We start from the raw sequence: 17,683 nt of genomic DNA, 5'->3' as shown, positions 1-17,683 counted from the left end.
GTAGATCAGACGATTTACCTTAGGAGCACAGCATGACTAACAAAATCATCCTTGCACTCGAAGCAGAGCAGATGACCAAAGAGATCCCTACCTTTGCCCCGGGCGACACTGTTGTCGTTCAGGTGAAAGTGAAGGAAGGCGACCGCGCTCGTCTGCAGGCGTTCGAAGGCGTAGTAATTGCCAAGCGTAACCGTGGCGTAAACAGTGCTTTCACTGTTCGTAAAATCTCCAACGGTGTTGGCGTTGAGCGTACTTTCCAGACCTACAGCCCGCAAATCGACAGCCTGGCTGTGAAACGTCGCGGTGACGTTCGCAAGGCCAAACTGTACTACCTGCGTGACCTGTCCGGTAAAGCAGCTCGCATCAAGGAAAAACTGTCCTGAGTACAGTTTTTCGATGCAAGAAAAAAGCAGCCTAAGGGCTGCTTTTTTGTGCCTGGGGTTTTATTGTCCCCAGCCAGTACCTTATGTAGCACTGCTCAAGCGCGAATACTCATGTCTGCTATCGATGACCCTCTGATCGACCGTTTTCTTGATGCCCTCTGGCTAGAGAAGGGGCTCTCGGACAATACGCGTGATGCCTATCGCAGCGATCTTGCCTTGTTCAACGGCTGGTTGCAGGAGCAAGGCCTGGAGTTGATCAACGTTGGACGCTCGGCAATCCTTGATCATCTGGCATGGCGAGTGGACAAGGCCTACAAGCCTCGTTCCACGGCACGCTTTCTTTCCGGGGCGCGTGGCTTCTATCGTTACCTGTTGAGAGAAAAGCTGATTCAGGTCGATCCGACGCTGCAGGTGGATATGCCTCAGCTTGGCAGGCCTTTGCCCAAATCGCTGTCGGAAGCGGACGTTGAGTCTTTACTGGCTGCGCCTGATTTGAGCGAAGCCATCGGTCAGCGGGATAAAGCCATGCTTGAGGTGCTGTATGCCTGCGGCTTGCGAGTTACCGAACTGATCAGTCTGACCCTGGAGCAGGTCAATCTTCGCCAGGGTGTCTTGAGGGTGATGGGCAAGGGCAGCAAGGAGCGTCTGGTGCCCATGGGCGAAGAGGCTATTGTCTGGATCGAGCGCTACATGCGCGGGGCCCGCGATGAATTGCTGGCAGGTCGTCCCAGTGATGTGTTGTTTCCCAGTCAGCGCGGCGAGCAGATGACCCGCCAGACCTTTTGGCACCGGATCAAACATCAGGCCATGGTTGCGGGCATCAGCAAATCTTTGTCGCCTCATACATTGCGCCACGCTTTTGCCACTCACTTGCTCAATCATGGCGCTGACTTGCGAGTGGTGCAGATGCTGCTGGGGCACAGTGATCTGTCCACAACACAAATCTACACCCACGTTGCCCGTGCCCGATTGCAAGAGATGCACGCCAAACATCACCCGCGCGGCTGAACGTTCAAGGCTGCATCTTTTGCAGGCAGTCTGTATCAGTCCGGTAAGGTTTACGGGCCTTATGTGGTAGGCTTTGCCGGTTTCGCAGATTGAAGCTGACGGGCGCTTTTTTTGCCCCAGTCAGTCTGCCCACCGCCCGAGGAGTTTTCATGCGCGTGACCCAGATTATCGCCGCCGCCGCAGTTGCGTTGGCCAGTACGTTCAGTATGTTCGCCCAGGCGGATGCTCCCGCCGACCAAGCCATTCGCAAGACTCTGGATTCGCTCAAGCTTGAGCTGCCGGTAGAAAGCATCGGCGCCAGTCCGTTGAGCGGTCTGTACGAGGTCAAGCTCAAGGGCGGCCGCGTGCTGTATGCCAGCGCTGACGGCCAGTTCGTGATGCAGGGCTATCTGTTTCAGATCCAGGACGGCAAACCGGTCAACCTGACCGAGAAGACCGAACGGCTGGCCATCGCCAAGACCATCAACGGTATCCCTACCGCCGAGATGGTTGTTTATCCGGCAATTGGCGAGACCAAATCGCACATCACGGTTTTCACCGACACCACCTGCCCGTATTGCCACAAGCTGCACGCCGAAGTGCCGCAGTTGAATAAAATGGGCATCGAGGTTCGTTATGTTGCGTTCCCGCGTCAGGGCCTCGGCTCACCGGGCGACGAACAGTTGCAGGCTGTCTGGTGCTCCAAGGATCGCAAGGCAGCCATGGATCGCATGGTCGATGGCAAGAACATCGAAGCGCCCAAGTGCGCCAACCCTGTCACCAAACAATTCGAAGTGGGCCAATCGATCGGTGTGAACGGCACACCGGCCATCGTTTTGGCTGACGGCCAGTTGATTCCGGGTTACCAACCCGCTGCACAAGTGGCCAAGCTGGCGCTCAGCGCCAAATAAATCAGCGTGTCCCATGACCGTTGAGTAAATAGAGAGCCGTGCTGTGCTGCACGGCTGTTTTCCACGGTTGGTTCCAAGCCGACCGTTTTACGGGGAGTTCATAGTGAATCCGGTCAAAGTAGGCATCTGTGGGCTGGGTACCGTCGGTGGCGGTACCTTCAACGTACTTAAGCGTAACGCCGAGGAAATTGCCCGCCGTGCGGGTCGTGGAATTGAAGTGGCACAAATCGCCCTGCGTACGCCAAACCCCAACTGCCAGATTACCGGTACACCGACCACCAGCGACGTCTTCGCGGTGGCAACCAACCCTGAAATCGATATCGTCATTGAACTGATTGGCGGCTATACCGTAGCTCGCGATCTGGTGCTCAAGGCCATTGAAAACGGCAAGCACGTAGTCACTGCCAACAAAGCGCTGATTGCTGTGCACGGTAACGAAATTTTCGCCAAGGCGCGTGAGAAGGGCGTGATCGTAGCGTTTGAAGCTGCGGTTGCGGGCGGTATCCCGGTGATCAAGGCAATTCGTGAAGGTCTTTCGGCCAACCGCATCAACTGGGTTGCCGGGATCATCAACGGTACCGGTAACTTCATCCTTACCGAAATGCGTGAGAAAGGCCGCACCTTCCCTGACGTTCTGGCCGAAGCCCAGGCGCTGGGTTACGCCGAAGCCGATCCAACGTTCGACGTTGAAGGTATCGACGCTGCACACAAGCTGACCATCCTGGCGTCCATCGCCTTTGGTATCCCGCTGCAGTTCGACAAGGCTTACACCGAAGGCATCACCAAACTGACTACCGCAGACGTCAATTATGCTGAAGCGCTGGGTTATCGCATCAAGCACCTGGGCGTGGCGCGCAGCACCGCGGCCGGTATTGAATTGCGAGTCCACCCGACGCTGATCCCGGCTGATCGCCTGATTGCCAACGTCAATGGTGTGATGAACGCGGTCATGGTCAATGGTGACGCCGCAGGCTCGACGCTGTTCTACGGCGCTGGCGCCGGCATGGAGCCTACCGCTTCGTCAGTGGTTGCCGATCTGGTCGACGTCGTGCGTGCGATGACTTCAGATCCGGAAAATCGCGTACCGCATCTGGCATTCCAGCCCGACTCGCTGTCCGCTCATCCAATTCTGCCAATCGAAGCCTGCGAAAGCGCGTATTACCTGCGCATTCAGGCCAAGGACCATCCTGGCGTACTCGCGCAGGTGGCGAGCATTCTGTCGGAGCGGGGCATTAACATCGAATCGATCATGCAGAAGGAAGTCGAAGAACATGACGGCCTGGTGCCGATGATTCTGTTGACGCATCGCGTGCTGGAACAGCGCATGAACGATGCCATTGAGGCCCTGGAAGCTCTGCAGGACGTGGTTGGCCCGGTAGTCCGGATCCGCGTCGAACATCTCAATTAAATACAGCTGCAAGCTGTCAGCTACAAGCCGCAAGCCAGAAGCCGGTCGCTTCGAACTTGCCGCTTGAAGCTTGAAGCTTGAAGCTCAAACCGAAGGTTTGAATCTCATGCGCTACATCAGTACCCGCGGCCAGGCGCCGGCCCTGAACTTCGAAGACGTGCTGCTGACTGGTCTGGCCAGCGACGGCGGTTTGTACGTGCCGGAAAACCTGCCGCGCTTCACTCAGGAAGAGATTGCTTCCTGGGCAGGCCTGCCATACCACGAACTGGCGTTCCGGGTGATGCGCCCGTTCGTGACCGGCAGCATTCCCGATGCGGATTTCAAAAAGATCCTTGAAGAAACCTACGGCGTATTCGCTCATAGCTCGGTTGCACCGCTGCGCCAACTGAATGGTAATGAGTGGGTCCTGGAACTGTTCCACGGCCCGACGCTGGCGTTCAAGGACTTCGCACTGCAATTGCTGGGTCGTTTGCTGGATTACGTGTTGGCCAAGCGTGGCGAGCGGGTTGTGATCATCGGTGCAACATCCGGCGATACCGGCTCTGCGGCCATTGAAGGTTGCCGCAAGTGCGATAACGTGGATATCTTCATCCTGCACCCGAACAACCGGGTGTCGGACGTCCAGCGCCGCCAGATGACGACCATCTTCGGCGACAACATCCACAACATCGCTGTGGAAGGCAACTTCGACGACTGCCAGGAAATGGTCAAGAACAGCTTCGCTGACCAGAGCTTCCTCAAAGGCACGCGGCTGGTCGCGGTCAACTCGATCAACTGGGCGCGGATCATGGCTCAGATCGTTTACTACTTCCACGCCTCGCTGCAGCTGGGCGGGCCGGCACGCTCGGTGTCGTTCTCGGTACCTACCGGTAACTTCGGCGACATTTTTGCCGGTTACCTGGCACGCAATATGGGCCTGCCGATCAATCAATTGATCGTCGCTACTAATCGCAATGACATTCTGCACCGCTTCATGAGTGGCAATCAGTATGTAAAAGAGACCCTGCATGCCACGTTGTCGCCGTCCATGGACATCATGGTGTCGTCGAACTTCGAGCGTTTGCTGTTCGATATGCATGGCCGCAACGGTGCCACGCTGGCGGGGCTGATGGAGAGCTTCAAGCAGGGCGGTGGTTTCAGTGTCGAAGAAGACCGCTGGACCGAAACCCGCAAGCTGTTTGACTCCCTGGCTGTCAGCGACGAAGAGACCTGCGAGACCATTGCCGATGTTTATGCCAAGACTGGTGAGGTGCTGGATCCGCATACGGCGATCGGTGTTAAAGCAGCACGAGCCTGCCGTCGGAGCCTGGATACGCCGATGGTGATCCTTGGCACGGCGCATCCGGTCAAATTCCCTGAGGCAGTGGAGAAAGCGGGTGTAGGAAAAGCGCTTGAGCTACCTGCACATTTGTCTGATTTGTTCGAGCGTGACGAACGCTGCACCGTTTTGCCTAATGACCTGAAAGCCATACAGGCCTTCGTTAGCCAGCATGGCAACCGGGGTAAACCGCTCTAACGGTATATCCGTGTAACAACTTAAGGCCCGCCCCCCAGCGGGCCTTCTCGTTTCTGCATGCCAAACTTCGGGAGTTTTAGACACTTACGGATGAGTTAGTCGCTGTGAAAAATGCAAACAAAGGGGGCGCCTTCGAAGGCAAGAACATCGCCCCCGGAAAAAGCGCGCTATGCGTGCTGTCACTACTATTGGCGTTGCTGTTCACTCAGTCCGGCCATGCCGAGCGAAGCCTGTCTTTCAGCCTTGGTGCCCCGTTCATGGCAGTGGAACCACTGGCTATGTCTGAATCTGACCGCCAATGGCTTGATGATCGCCCAGCGCTGCGAGTCGGCGTGGTGACGGTCGACTATGAGCCGATCGATATCGCCAGCGACCGCAACCGATACCAAGGCATCAGTGCCGATTATCTGAGTCTGATCGGCAGCAAACTGAATGTCAGAATGCAAATTCGTGGATTTCCAAGACCCGAGGGGGCAATCAACGCTTTGCGCGACGGAACCATCGATATCATTGCGACAGCAAATGGTTTCGAGCGTGCGTTCAATGAGGTGCGTTTATCGGCGGGCTATGTGGCTGATCGCTCGGTAGTTGTCGGTCGTAAAGGCGGGCGGGGGCTAATGGAAGGGCTCAAGGGCAACAAGGTGGTGGTGCTGGACGGGTATGTTGATTTGCTTGCCGTGCAGGCAGAGTACCCTCAAAGCGAAATCGTTATCGCCCCGACTCTGTTCAGTGCCATGGAAGCCGTCAGCCATGGCGACGCGGACGCTTTAATCGGTAACGACGTCATTGCCCGTTCTTACATGGCATTGCGTCCATATCTGGGGTTGCAGATCCAGTACGACAGTCAGTTGCCGCAAGACAGTTTTTCCTTCGCCGTGCACGCTAACCAACCGCAACTACTCTCCCTGATCGACGCCGCTCTGGCCAGCCTGAGCCCGGCGACCAGGCGTGAAATACTGGGGCGCTGGACCCTGGGTCTGGGCTCTGACGCCGGTGGCCAGCGAGTGGCGCTCAATCGCAATGAAAGACGCTGGATTGGCAAGCACCCGGTTGTGACGATCGCCTCACAACAACACCCGCCGTATATCTACAAGGATAACGATGGGCAGTGGGTAGGTCTTAATATCGACATATTGGCCCGGATATCACGTATTACCGGTCTGCAGTTCGTTCATGAAGAAACGGTGACCATCGAGCAGACGTTCAATCTTCTGCGCAGCGGTCACGCCCAGATGAACACGACGCTTGCCGAGAATGCCGAGCGTCGCGAGATGCTCGACTTCAGCTATGCGTTTGGCGGCAACAGTTGGGTGTTCGTATTGCGCGCAGAGGACTCCTCCCCGCATTCTCTGCGCGAGTTGGCAGGCAAATCACTGGCGCTGCCTGCCAGGCATGCTCTGGAGGGCATCATAAGGCGCGAGTATCCGCGCATAAATTTGATCCCTACGGCCAGCTATGAAGAAGCCCGGGAATTGGTCGCTTCCGGCGATGCAGTGGCGACGATACAAAACGAGGCGGGGGCTTATCTTGATCCTCGAGGCGTATTGAAGGTTGGCCGTGGCGTTGAAGGCTGGTGGTCTTCTGACCGGATGTCTGTCATCAAGTCCCATCCGGAATTGCTCGACATCCTTAACAAGGCGCTGGAGGAGTTCCCGATTACCGAAATGCGCGCCATCCGCACCAAATGGCTTTCGTCTGCTGCTCCCCAGGTCGGGCTCTGGAGCCGGATTCCGGGCTGGATTTACTGGGGTTTCAGCATCGCGCTGTTACTGGTGCTGGTTTCGTTGCTCTGGAGCAGTCGTCTCAAGATTCAGATCAATCAACGGCTCAGGGCGGAAGAGGCACTCAACGACCAGTTGGTGTTCAAGCATGCGTTGTTCGATGGAATACCCAACCCCGTGTATGTGCGGGACCTGAAAGGTCGGTTGATCTCCTGTAATCGGAGTTACGAAGAGAGCCTGGGGATCAGCTTCGAACAGATGAACGGCCGACGCTTGATTGATGTGGACCTTATCCCCCGCGAGACAGCCGAGCAATTACATGGGGATTACATCAAGTTGCTGGAAACCCGGCAGCCCATTTTCGCTGACCGTAGCATGCGTTTGATGGATAAGCAGATTGATGCCTTGCAGTGGACCGTGCCGTTTTATCGTGCCGATGGCGAAGTGCAGGGGCTCTTGGGCGGCTGGATCGACATCAGCGAGCGCAGGCAGCTTGAAACGCAGCTGTTTGAAGCGAAGGAGCAGGCACTTCGGTCGAGCGAGGCAAAAAACATCTTCATGGCGAATGCAGGTCGTGAAATGCGCAGTGCACTGGCGGATATTGTTGGCTTGCTGGAGCTCGAAATTGAACACATTCTGCACAAGGGGCAGACACCCTCCAGAGCCCTTGAAGAGGCGTTGTGTTCGACCCGCGCTTTGCTCGACAGGGTCGACGCCAATGATGTGGCTGCATGACGCGCCCGGGGGGGCTTATTGCTGTTATGGCGTCTGCGCCACAGCCATTGAGCGATGGAGATTGAGCCTGACAGTTTTTTCTCTGTCATATTCGACAGGCATGCTCGGACAGTCGCATTGCAAAACCATCGAGAACTTTCCACTGAGGGCGATGGTCATTGATAAGCACCTTTGCATTCAAACTGTTGAGTGGTGATCCAGATGGAAAATATCAGCTTACTGCTAAGCGAGGCGCTGGCACCTTACCAGGCTGTTCTTGGGCCTGTTGGACTGCTGGGTGAGCGCCTGGTATCGATCAAGGATGTTACCGGTGCAGTGGTGATCGAACGCACATTCACAGCAGGTCATTTGCGCGACAAGCGTCAGCTTACGGATGTGGTCGATGGCTTGCGTCGTGATCTGATGGTCGCTGAAGGCCGTATCGAACCTTGTGTCATTGCTGCCATGCGCCACGCTGCCCTTGATCGTCCGTTTATCCCGGCGCAGGGATTTGTTTGAGGTGCACAGGAACCTTAAGGTCCATAGACGTTCTGACTATTTACGGCAGGTTGAGACATTGTGCTCCGGTGGCTCAACCTGTTCGTACTGGTCCCGAATGGACCACGGTTTACCCCGAGTAGTCTCCCCGCTGCTCGGGGTTTCTTTTTTTAAACCCGCCTGAAATCTGATTTACTTGCCCGGTTCCTCAAAAAACCTCTTGGCGTCCTGCAGGTATTCCTCACGCTTGGGTGACGGAATCCATTGCGCGTAGAACCCCACCAGCTTTGTTTCGCGCAGCACGCGCATTTCACGATTGATGATTTCCATGGCTTGGCGCCCCTGCAGGGTGTCTGCGCAGCCGATATGGGTGAACTGATATTTGGGAACGCCCTTCACCGGCAAAAACGTCAGGTCCTGTTCGGGGATACCTTGTTGACGGGCTTGATAAAGCGCCTCGGGCCAGTAGCTGATCAATCCTTGCAATCGTCCCAGACGCTCCATTTGCAGCAGGCTGCCAACGGCGTCGCTGCCGTAATGCACGCTTAGTTCATCGTCCGCAACCTTGTCCAGAATCCTGTCGATTACCTGGCCATAGCTGCGCTCGGCGACTACCCCGACCTTGACGCTATTACTGTTGAGCAGCGCCTCCAGGTCGAGGATGTTGTCTTTCACAAACGGTAAGAATTGCGCCATGTCCTGCTTGCGTACCGTCAGACCATTGCTGAACGCCGCGTAGGTAGGGATCGAAAAAACAATGTTTTTGGCCCGCTCTGGCGTCCAGAGTACGGTGGGGTCGCAAGCGAAAACTCCGTCCTTGAGCATTTGTGTGCCACGCGCCCGATTGACGCGCATCAGCAGGTGGTCATATTCCGGCATCCTGGCGATGAGCAGCGGCATGAGCCTGTCGATTGCGCCTTTCCCCTCATCGGGGCCTGAAAAGATGGTCGAAGGGGGCAAGTCGCGTAGTAGCCAGATGAGTGTGTCTTTGGCATGGCTGGTGGCCGCAATACACATCATGCTCAGAGCAGACAGGCATGCGACCAGAATCCTTCGGGCGAGAGGCGAGTTGCGTGTATGCATTCGCGGATGTCTTCCCCGGGAAATGGCTGAGTATAGGTGTCAACTGACAAACGAGAGGATAGACGTTCTGACGCAGACGTGAGGTGCAGTATCACTCAGACCCCGTGGCTGCGAATATCGGGCTTTACCTGATAGCGTTTTGGCTTTTTGTACCTTTCCAACCACTTGAACCCACACCAACTCCGCATTCATTGCAGCCGAACAGACGGGCCGGGTCGTTCAATCAGACGGCATCGGGTAGACTTGCCGCCTTTCCCCGTATCTAGAAGCCCGTTCATGGCCCAGCCGTCCACGACCTACAAATTCGAACTCAACCTTACCGATCTTGATCGCGGGGTTTACGAGAACGTCAAACAGACCATTGCCCGCCATCCTTCCGAAACCGAAGAGCGCATGACCGTGCGCCTGCTGGCCTATGCCTTCTGGTACAACGAGCAACTCTCGTTCGGCCGTGGTTTGTCGGACGTAGATGAGCCGGCCCTGTGGGAAAAAAGCCTGGATGACCGCGTGCTGCACTGGATCGAGGTGGGTCAGCCGGACGCTGATCGCTTGACGTGGTGTTCGCGTCGTACCGAACGTACCAGCCTGCTGGCATACGGCAGCCTGCGGGTCTGGGAAGGCAAGGTCATTCCTGCCATCAAGAACCTGAAGAACGTCAACGTCGCAGCCGTTCCTCAGGAAGTGCTGGAAGTGCTGGCCAAGGACATGCCACGGGTCATCAAATGGGATGTGATGATCAGCGAAGGGACGATCTTCGTGACTGACGATCGGGGGCAGCATGAAGTCCAGTTGCAATGGCTCACCGGCGAGCGCGGCTGATCGTCCAGGTCTCAACGCCTCCTGCAGGAGCGCACGAGCACCGCGAGGCCGCGATAGCGGTTTATCAGACAGACCGTCATCGCTGCCTCGCGGTGCTCGTGAGTTCCTACAGAAGAAAAGCATTTAAATTCAGTTACTCAGTTATTTAACGTCTGGTTGGAATCAAAAAAACCGCATGCGCATCGAACCTCGCCTACTGCCGCAAACCCTGCCTTTTCTTGGTGATTTGCCGCCGCTGCTGACACGGCTGTACGCCGCGCGCGGCGTGTTGTCTGAAGCCGAGCTGGATAAAAGCCTTGCGCGGTTGATCCCCTATCAGCAGCTCAAGGGAATCGATGCCGCGGTTGATCTGCTGGTCACTGCCCTGAACGAACGCCAGCGGATTCTCATCGTCGGAGACTTCGACGCTGACGGCGCAACGGCCAGTACTGTCGGCGTGCTGGGCCTTAGATTGTTGGGCGCTGCCCATGTTGATTACCTCGTGCCCAACCGTTTCGAATATGGATACGGTCTGACCCCGGAAATCGTCGCCGTAGCGCTGGAGCGCACCCCGCAGTTGTTGATGACCGTCGATAACGGCATTTCCAGCGTGGAGGGCGTGGCGGCAGCCAAGGCGGCGGGTTTAAAGGTGCTGGTCACTGACCACCATTTACCCGGTCATGAGTTGCCGGCTGCAGATGCCATCGTCAATCCCAATCAGCCAGGCTGCACGTTCCCAAGCAAGGCGCTGGCGGGTGTCGGGGTGATTTTCTATGTCTTGATGGCTTTGCGTGCCCGCCTGCGAGACACCGGCTGGTTCGAGACAAATCAGCGTGCGCAGCCAAATCTGGGTGAATTGCTGGATCTGGTCGCACTGGGCAGCGTGGCTGACGTGGTGCCGCTGGATACCAATAACCGGATTCTGGTACATCAGGGCTTGATGCGTATTCGCGCCGGGCGTGCGCGTCCCGGCCTGAAGGCAATTCTCGAAGTAGCACGTCGCGATCACAAACGGATTACCTCCACTGACCTGGGCTTTATCCTCGGGCCACGGCTGAATGCCGCGGGACGTCTGGATGACATGAGCCTGGGTATCGAATGCCTGCTTTGCGAAGATGAAACCCTGGCCCGTGAAATGGCCGTGCAACTGGACGAGCTGAACCAGGACCGCAAAACCATTGAGCAGGGCATGCAGCGTGAGGCGCTTGCCCAGCTCAAGGATCTGCCGCTGGAGTCCATGCCGTTCGGCCTGTGCCTGTTCGAACCCGACTGGCACCAAGGGGTGATCGGCATTCTGGCATCGCGCATGAAAGAGCGTTATCACCGGCCGACGATTGCTTTCGCCAGCGCTGGCGAGGGCATGCTCAAGGGCTCGGCCCGTTCGGTGCCCGGGTTTCACATCCGCGATGCACTGGATGCTGTGGCCGCACATCATCCCGAGTTGATCAGCAAGTTTGGTGGCCATGCAATGGCGGCTGGTTTGTCGTTGCCTGAAGAGAACTTTCCCGCTTTTGCTGCGGCTTTTGATGAGGAAGTCCGGCGTCAGCTCCAGGAAGAAGACCTGACTGGCCGGTTGTTGTCCGACGGTCCTTTGGCCGTCGAAGAGTTTCATCTGGAGCTGGCTCGTGCGCTGCGTAATGCCGGTCCCTGGGGGCAGCACTTTCCCGAACCTTTGTTCCATGGCGTCTTCCAGCTAGTGGAGCAGCGGGTGGTCGGCGAGCGGCATCTGAAGATGGTGCTCAAGAGTGAATGCGGCAGCGTGAAGCTCGATGCCATTGCGTTTGGCATTGATCGCGATGTCTGGCCGAATCCCAATATTCGTTGGGTCGAACTTGCCTATAAACTCGACCTCAACGAGTTTCGCGGCAATGAAACGGTGCAACTGATGGTGGCGCATATCGCACCCCGGTAGGACACACAGCAGGAACCCCCAACAGGATCGGATTGTCGACTAGGCTCTAGACACGGTTTTTTCATTGCGTGTCTTGACGCCTATTCCTGCCTGAGAGGTCCCCATGAGCCTGTTGTTAGAACCCTATACCCTTCGCCAGTTGACGCTGCGCAACCGCATTGCTGTGTCCCCGATGTGTCAGTATTCCGCGGTGGACGGCCTGACTAACGACTGGCACCTGGTGCACCTGGGCAGTCGTGCGGTGGGCGGTGCGGGCCTTGTGTTCACTGAAGCCGTTGCGGTTACCCAAGATGGCCGGATCACCCCGGAGGATCTGGGCCTGTGGAATGACGAGCAGATTGAAGGCCTGCAACGAATCACCCGCTTTATTGATGCTCAAGGTGTGGTCGCGGGCATACAACTGGCTCATGCCGGACGTAAGGCCAGCAGCTGGCGCCCGTGGTTGGGCAAGTCGGGCAGTATCAAGGCCGATGAGGGCGGCTGGACACCGTGGGGGCCATCGCCGATTGCCTTTGATCCCAAGCATACTGCGCCGGTGCAGCTCAGTGAGGGGCAGATTCAGGAAGTGATTCAGGCCTTCGTCGCAGCCGCAAAGCGCGCGCTGACGGCTGGTTTCAAGGTTGTGGAAGTGCACGCCGCCCACGGTTATCTCCTGCATCAGTTTCTGTCGCCGTTGAGTAATCAGCGTCAGGATAAATACGGCGGCTCGTTCGAAAATCGTATCCGCTTGACCCTTGAAGTGACTCAAGCGGTGCGTGCTGTCTGGCCTGAAGAGTTGCCATTGTTCGTGCGGGTCTCGGCGACTGACTGGGTGGAAGATGGCTGGAACCCTGATGAAACCGTCGAGTTGGCGCGTCGCCTGAAAGATCTCGGGGTAGACCTTATTGATGTGTCCTCCGGGGGCACTTCTGCCAATGCGGAAATCCCGGTTGGCCCCGGTTATCAGACCCGTTTTGCCGAGCGAGTGAAAAAAGAGTCCGGCATCGCGACCGGTACTGTCGGCATGATTACCGAGCCTGCTCAGGCCGAACATATTCTGCGCACCGGTCAGGCCGATATCATCCTGCTGGCTCGCGAATTGTTGCGTGACCCTTACTGGCCATTGCACGCTGACGATGATCTTGGCGGCCGCAAGGCAACCTGGCCCGCTCAGTACCAGCGCGCGACCCACCGTGACCAGCCGATTCATGAGTCTGATTTGCGCGATTGATCAGAGCTGAGGTGACAGGCACCCCGCCATCGATGGGGCCTGTCACCCCGGTGGGGGCGTGTCTGAAAACACGAGCTTGTAGGAGCTGCCGAAGGCTGCGATCGCGGTGTGCCAGGATGAATGCATCGCAGCCTTCGGCAGCTCCTACAGGAAATGCGTTTCAATCATGCTGTGTAATAAGAGTTCCTGAGCACCGCGGCGGCAGATTGTCTTTTACACCGCGTCGCGAATCCTGGTCATGCACAAAAGACTCAATGCTTGAACATCACATGCCTCACGGTGGTGTAGTCCTCCAGCCCGTACATCGACATGTCTTTGCCATAGCCCGAGAGCTTCTGGCCGCCGTGAGGCATTTCGCTGACCAGCATAAAGTGGGTGTTTACCCAGGTGCAGCCGTATTGCAGGCGTGCGGCCAGGCGATGAGCGCGGCCGATGTCCTGAGTCCAGACTGACGACGCCAGGCCGTAATCCGATTCATTGGCCCAGGCCAGCACTTGCGCTTCGTCATCGAAACGGGTCACTGACACCACCGGACCAAACACCTCGCGTTTGACGATTTCATCATCCTGCTGTGCGTCGGCAATCACTGTTGGCTCAAAGAAGTAGCCGTTGCCCTCTATCGCCTTGCCGCCTGTTACCAGGCGCATGTGCGACTGGGCCAGCGCACGTTCGACGAAGCCGGCCACACGGTCTCGATGCTGGGCGCTGATCAAAGGTCCCATTTCGGTGGCAGGGTCATTCTGCAGGCCGTGTTTGATGCTGCTCACGGCCTCACCCAGTTTCGTGACGAACGCGTCATAGACAGCATTTTGTGCGTAGATCCGGCAGGCCGCGGTGCAGTCCTGACCCGCGTTGTAGAAGCCGAACGTGCGGATGCCTTCGACGGCTGCGTCGATGTCAGCATCGTCAAAGATGATCACCGGGGCTTTGCCGCCCAGTTCCATGTGCATGCGTTTTACGCTGGCCGCCGTGCTGGAGATGATATGCGCGCCTGTGGCGATTGAACCCGTCAGCGATACCATGCGTACTTTTGAATGGCTCACCAGAGCGTTACCCACCGTAGTACCGCGTCCGAATACCAGGTTCAGCACGCCCGCCGGAAAGATCTCAGCAGCCAGCTCCACGAGACGCAACGCGGTCAGCGGCGTCAGTTCCGAGGGCTTGAGCACGACGGTATTGCCTGCCGCGAGTGCCGGCGCGATTTTCCAGGCGACCATCATCAGCGGGTAGTTCCAGGGCGCAATCGATGCGATGACGCCAATCGGATCACGACGGATCATCGAGGTATGACCGGGTAGATACTCACCTGCCGCCGATCCGCCCATGCAGCGACTGGCGCCCGCGAAGAAGCGGAACACATCGGCAATCGCTGGAATCTCGTCATTGAGCGCGGCGCTGTAGGGCTTGCCGCAATTGTCAGATTCCAGCTTGGCCAGTTCTTCACCGTGGGCGTCGATGGTGTCTGCGAGCTTGAGCAGCAAGAGCGAGCGATCCTTGGGGGCGGTTTGTGACCAACTTTCAAATGCAGCGTCCGCAGCACGCACCGCGCTGTCGACCTGGGCTTCGCTGGCTTCATTGATTTCCACCAGCACGCGTCCCAGTGCCGGGTTGAACACTGACTGCTGGGGACCTTCGCCCTTCACCAATTGGCCGTTGATCAACAGTTTGGTTTGCATGGGGCATCTCCTTTTGGCTCTGGATTATTTTCCACCGCTTCCCGCCACGCTTTCACCGCCGCGGGTCAGGTAATACGCGCCAAGAATCGGCAGCATGGTAACGATCATGACCAGCATGGCCACCACGTTGGTGACGGGCACATCCCTTGGTCGGCTCAGTTGGTTAAGCAGCCAGATCGGTAAAGTGCGCTCGTGTCCTGCGGTGAAGGTGGTGACAATGATTTCATCAAACGACAGCGCGAAAGCCAGCATGCCGCCTGCCAGCATGGCCGAGCCGAGGTTGGGCAGAATGATGTAACGAAAGGTTTGCCAGCCGTCTGCGCCCAGATCCATCGACGCTTCAATCAGGTTCTGGGAAGTGCGGCGTAACCGAGCGATGACATTGTTGTAGACGATCACCACACAGAAGGTGGCATGGCCGACGATGATGGTGAACATGCCCGGCTCAATACCCAGAGTTTTGAACGCCGCCAGCAAGGCCAGGCCAGTGATGATGCCGGGCAGGGCGATGGGCAGGATCAACACCAGCGAAATGGAGTCTTTGCCGAAGAAGTCACGCCGGTACAGGGCGAGAGAGGCGAGGGTGCCCAGTACCATGGCGATCAACGTTGCGATAAGCGCAATCTTCAAGGACAGCTTGATCGCTTCAAGCACGTCAGGGCGGGAGAACGCCACGCTGAACCACTTCAGGGTAAAGCCCTGGGGCGGGAAGCTGAAGGCGGCGTCCTGAGTGTTGAACGCATACATGAAAATAATCAGGATCGGAAAGTGCAGGAATACCAGGCCGCCCCACGCTGCCAGTTTCAGCCAGATGGAAGCCCGTTCTGAAGGGGGCACAGGGTCAGAGCGCATCGAAAGCCCCCAGTCGTTTGACGATGGACAGGTAAATGGCAATCAGCAGAATAGGCACTAGCGTGAATGCAGCTGCCATGGGCATGTTGCCGATGGCGCCTTGCTGGGCATACACCATGCTGCCGATGAAGTAACCCGGAGGGCCGATCAGTTGCGGCACGATGAAGTCACCCAGGGTCAGCGAAAAGGTGAAGATCGACCCCGCGGCGATGCCCGGTATGGCTAACGGCAGGATGACCTGCGTGAATGTCTGCCAGGGGCGGGCACCCAGATCGGCCGAGGCTTGCAACAGTGTCGGCGGCAGCCGTTCCAGTGAAGCCTGGATTGGCAGAATCATGAACGGCAGCCAGATATAGACGAAGACCATGAAGCGCCCCAGATACGAGGTCGACAGGGTGCTGCCACCAACTCCGGGTATCCCCAGAATGAACTGCAACACCGGTTCCAGCCCCAGGTGCTGAATGAACCATTGCGCCACGCCGCCTTTGGCCAGTAATAACGTCCAGGCGTAGGCCTTGACGATGTAGCTGGCCCACATCGGCAGCATCACGGCGATGTAAAAAAACGCTTTGGTTTTGCCTCGGGTATACCGAGCCATGTAATACGCGATGGGAAAGGCGATGATGCCGCTGGCGATGGAAACTGCGATTGCCATTGTCAGCGTACGTTTGATGACATCGAAGTTTGCCGGTTGCAGCAGCGCCGCGAAGTTGCTCAGGGTCAGGTCCGGCGTAACGGTCATGCTGAAGTCGTCGAACGTGTAAAACCCCTGCCACAGCAGGCTGAGCAGTGAACCCAGGTACACGGCGCCGAACCAGATCAACGGCGGGATCAGCAATAGCGACAGGTACAGATTCGGTCGTCGATAAAGCAAGTCGCAGAACCTGCGCATGACAGTGGCTGGCGGCTGAGGCAGGGCGCGGCTCATTTCACGAACCTGCGTTCACAGGCATGTCCCTGAGGACGACCATTGCTTCGCGAGACCATCGCACCTGCAGCCGTCGACCTGTTTCATAGGGCGAGCCGTCATCCCGCCATTGGCTGTTGGCCCGACTGACATTGAGACGCTGTCCGCTGTCCAGCGTCAGCTCGTAGCGGGTGGTGCTGCCCTGGTACTGAATGTCGTGCAACAGTCCGTGGACTTCAACCTCATGGCTGGCCAACGGGCCCTCGGCGAAACGGATATGTTCCGGGCGAATCGAGAAGGGCTGGGGGCTACCACTCAATTGCGCAGCGAGATCGCCATGCAGCACATTGGAGGTGCCGACAAACTCGGCAACAAAGCGCGTCGCGGGGTTCATGTACAGATTACGCGGCGTATCGACCTGTTCGATGCGACCTTTGTTGAATACCGCAACCCGGTCTGACATCGACAGTGCCTCGGTCTGGTCGTGAGTGACGAAAATGAAGGTAATGCCCAGTTGGCGCTGGAGTTTTTTCAGTTCGCCCTGCATCTGTTCACGCAGCTTCAAGTCCAGTGCGCCAAGGGGCTCATCCAGCAGCAATACTCTGGGGCGATTGACCAGCGCCCGGGCCAGAGCCACACGCTGGCGTTGGCCACCCGAAAGCTGTACTGGCTTGCGCTCGCCGTAACCCTCCAGCGCGACCATGGTCAGGGCCTCATCGGCTTTGGCATAACGCTCGTGCCTGGCGACGCCTTTTACTTTCAGCCCATAGGCGACGTTGTCCCGCACATTCATATGGGGGAACAGCGCATAGTCCTGAAACACTGTGTTCACGTCGCGTTGATAGGGCGGCAATCCGGTGGCTTCTTCACCGTGGATGCGGATTGAACCCGTGTCAGGCTGCTCGAATCCGGCAATCAAACGCAGACACGTCGTTTTGCCCGAGCCGGAAGGCCCCAGCATAGAGAAAAATTCCCCGTCCTTAATCTCGATACAAACGGCGTCGACGGCCTTCACCTCGCCAAACTGTCGGGACACATTGGTGAACTGGACTGCAAGGGGCATGGTGGAACTCCGGTGAGTGAGTGCCTTCAGAAACTTCGTCGTCG

14 protein-coding genes and 1 pseudogene are annotated in these 17,683 nt (G+C 57.4%); 10 read left to right on the top strand and 5 right to left on the bottom strand.

Annotated features, from left to right (window positions below; all coding sequences use genetic code 11):
• The first annotated feature begins 32 nt into the window (after window positions 1-32).
• The 7 genes and pseudogenes from rplS (at window position 33) to EE949_RS16565 (ending at window position 8,159) form a co-directional block, all read left to right on the top strand.
• Window positions 33-383, top strand: coding sequence for a 50S ribosomal protein L19 (gene rplS, locus EE949_RS16595; protein ID WP_027902605.1), 351 nt, complete (start codon window positions 33-35; stop codon window positions 381-383).
• A 111-nt stretch (window positions 384-494) separates the two neighbouring features.
• A complete protein-coding gene (gene xerD, locus EE949_RS16590; RefSeq protein WP_122665267.1) occupies window positions 495-1,391 on the top strand; it encodes a site-specific tyrosine recombinase XerD in 897 nt (298 codons plus the stop codon).
• 149 nt (window positions 1,392-1,540) lie between these two features.
• Window positions 1,541-2,281, top strand: a complete 741-nt coding sequence (locus EE949_RS16585) for a DsbC family protein (RefSeq protein WP_122665266.1) — start codon at window positions 1,541-1,543, stop codon at window positions 2,279-2,281.
• 103 nt (window positions 2,282-2,384) lie between these two features.
• Window positions 2,385-3,689, top strand: coding sequence for a homoserine dehydrogenase (locus EE949_RS16580; protein WP_122665265.1), 1,305 nt, complete (start codon window positions 2,385-2,387; stop codon window positions 3,687-3,689).
• 106 nt (window positions 3,690-3,795) lie between these two features.
• The gene (gene thrC / locus EE949_RS16575; protein ID WP_122665264.1) at window positions 3,796-5,205 is read left to right on the top strand and encodes a threonine synthase; all 1,410 of its coding nucleotides are present in this window, start codon (window positions 3,796-3,798) and stop codon (window positions 5,203-5,205) included.
• Between the two features lie 173 nt (window positions 5,206-5,378).
• A pseudogene (locus tag EE949_RS16570) lies at window positions 5,379-7,628 on the top strand (transporter substrate-binding domain-containing protein); the annotation flags it as partial.
• 234 nt (window positions 7,629-7,862) lie between these two features.
• Entirely contained in the window at window positions 7,863-8,159 is a 297-nt protein-coding gene (locus EE949_RS16565) for a DUF3509 domain-containing protein (protein ID WP_122665263.1), read from the top strand.
• Between the two features lie 171 nt (window positions 8,160-8,330).
• Here the strand turns inward: EE949_RS16565 and EE949_RS16560 are convergent, their stop codons facing one another.
• Window positions 8,331-9,173, bottom strand: a complete 843-nt coding sequence (locus EE949_RS16560) for a TIGR02285 family protein (RefSeq protein ID WP_162874480.1) — start codon at window positions 9,171-9,173, stop codon at window positions 8,331-8,333.
• Window positions 9,174-9,497: 324 nt separating this feature from the next.
• Between EE949_RS16560 and EE949_RS16555 the strand changes: the two genes are divergently transcribed.
• The 3 genes from EE949_RS16555 (at window position 9,498) to EE949_RS16545 (ending at window position 13,141) form a co-directional block, all read left to right on the top strand.
• Complete coding sequence (locus EE949_RS16555) at window positions 9,498-10,040, top strand: YaeQ family protein (protein WP_122665261.1); 543 nt, start codon at window positions 9,498-9,500, stop codon at window positions 10,038-10,040.
• A 175-nt stretch (window positions 10,041-10,215) separates the two neighbouring features.
• A complete protein-coding gene (recJ, locus tag EE949_RS16550) occupies window positions 10,216-11,931 on the top strand; it encodes a single-stranded-DNA-specific exonuclease RecJ (RefSeq protein ID WP_122665260.1) in 1,716 nt (571 codons plus the stop codon).
• 103 nt (window positions 11,932-12,034) lie between these two features.
• The gene (locus tag EE949_RS16545) at window positions 12,035-13,141 is read left to right on the top strand and encodes an NADH:flavin oxidoreductase/NADH oxidase (protein WP_122665259.1); all 1,107 of its coding nucleotides are present in this window, start codon (window positions 12,035-12,037) and stop codon (window positions 13,139-13,141) included.
• A gap of 251 nt (window positions 13,142-13,392) precedes the next feature.
• Here the strand turns inward: EE949_RS16545 and EE949_RS16540 are convergent, their stop codons facing one another.
• Genes EE949_RS16540 through EE949_RS16525 form a run of 4 tightly spaced genes read right to left on the bottom strand, consistent with a single transcriptional unit; the run spans window position 13,393 to window position 17,639 of the window.
• Complete coding sequence (locus EE949_RS16540) at window positions 13,393-14,817, bottom strand: gamma-aminobutyraldehyde dehydrogenase (protein WP_122665258.1); 1,425 nt, start codon at window positions 14,815-14,817, stop codon at window positions 13,393-13,395.
• A 24-nt stretch (window positions 14,818-14,841) separates the two neighbouring features.
• A complete protein-coding gene (locus EE949_RS16535; protein WP_122665257.1) occupies window positions 14,842-15,669 on the bottom strand; it encodes an ABC transporter permease in 828 nt (275 codons plus the stop codon).
• Window positions 15,659-16,597 (bottom strand): ABC transporter permease, encoded by a 939-nt coding sequence (locus EE949_RS16530; RefSeq protein ID WP_122665256.1) that lies wholly within the window; start codon window positions 16,595-16,597, stop codon window positions 15,659-15,661. Before EE949_RS16530 ends, EE949_RS16535 begins: the two co-directional genes overlap by 11 nt.
• Before the next feature lies 1 nt (window position 16,598).
• Window positions 16,599-17,639 carry an ABC transporter ATP-binding protein gene (locus EE949_RS16525; RefSeq protein ID WP_122665255.1) on the bottom strand — a complete coding sequence of 347 codons (1,041 nt, stop codon included), beginning with the start codon at window positions 17,637-17,639 and terminating at the stop codon, window positions 16,599-16,601.
• Between the last annotated feature and the right edge of the window lie 44 nt (window positions 17,640-17,683).

The sequence above is a fragment of the Pseudomonas viridiflava genome (assembly GCF_900602065.1).
Taxonomy (GTDB): Bacteria; Pseudomonadota; Gammaproteobacteria; order Pseudomonadales; family Pseudomonadaceae; genus Aquipseudomonas.
The sequence above is the reverse complement of the archived record's forward strand: the minus strand, read 5'-3'. Positions and strand labels throughout refer to the sequence as shown.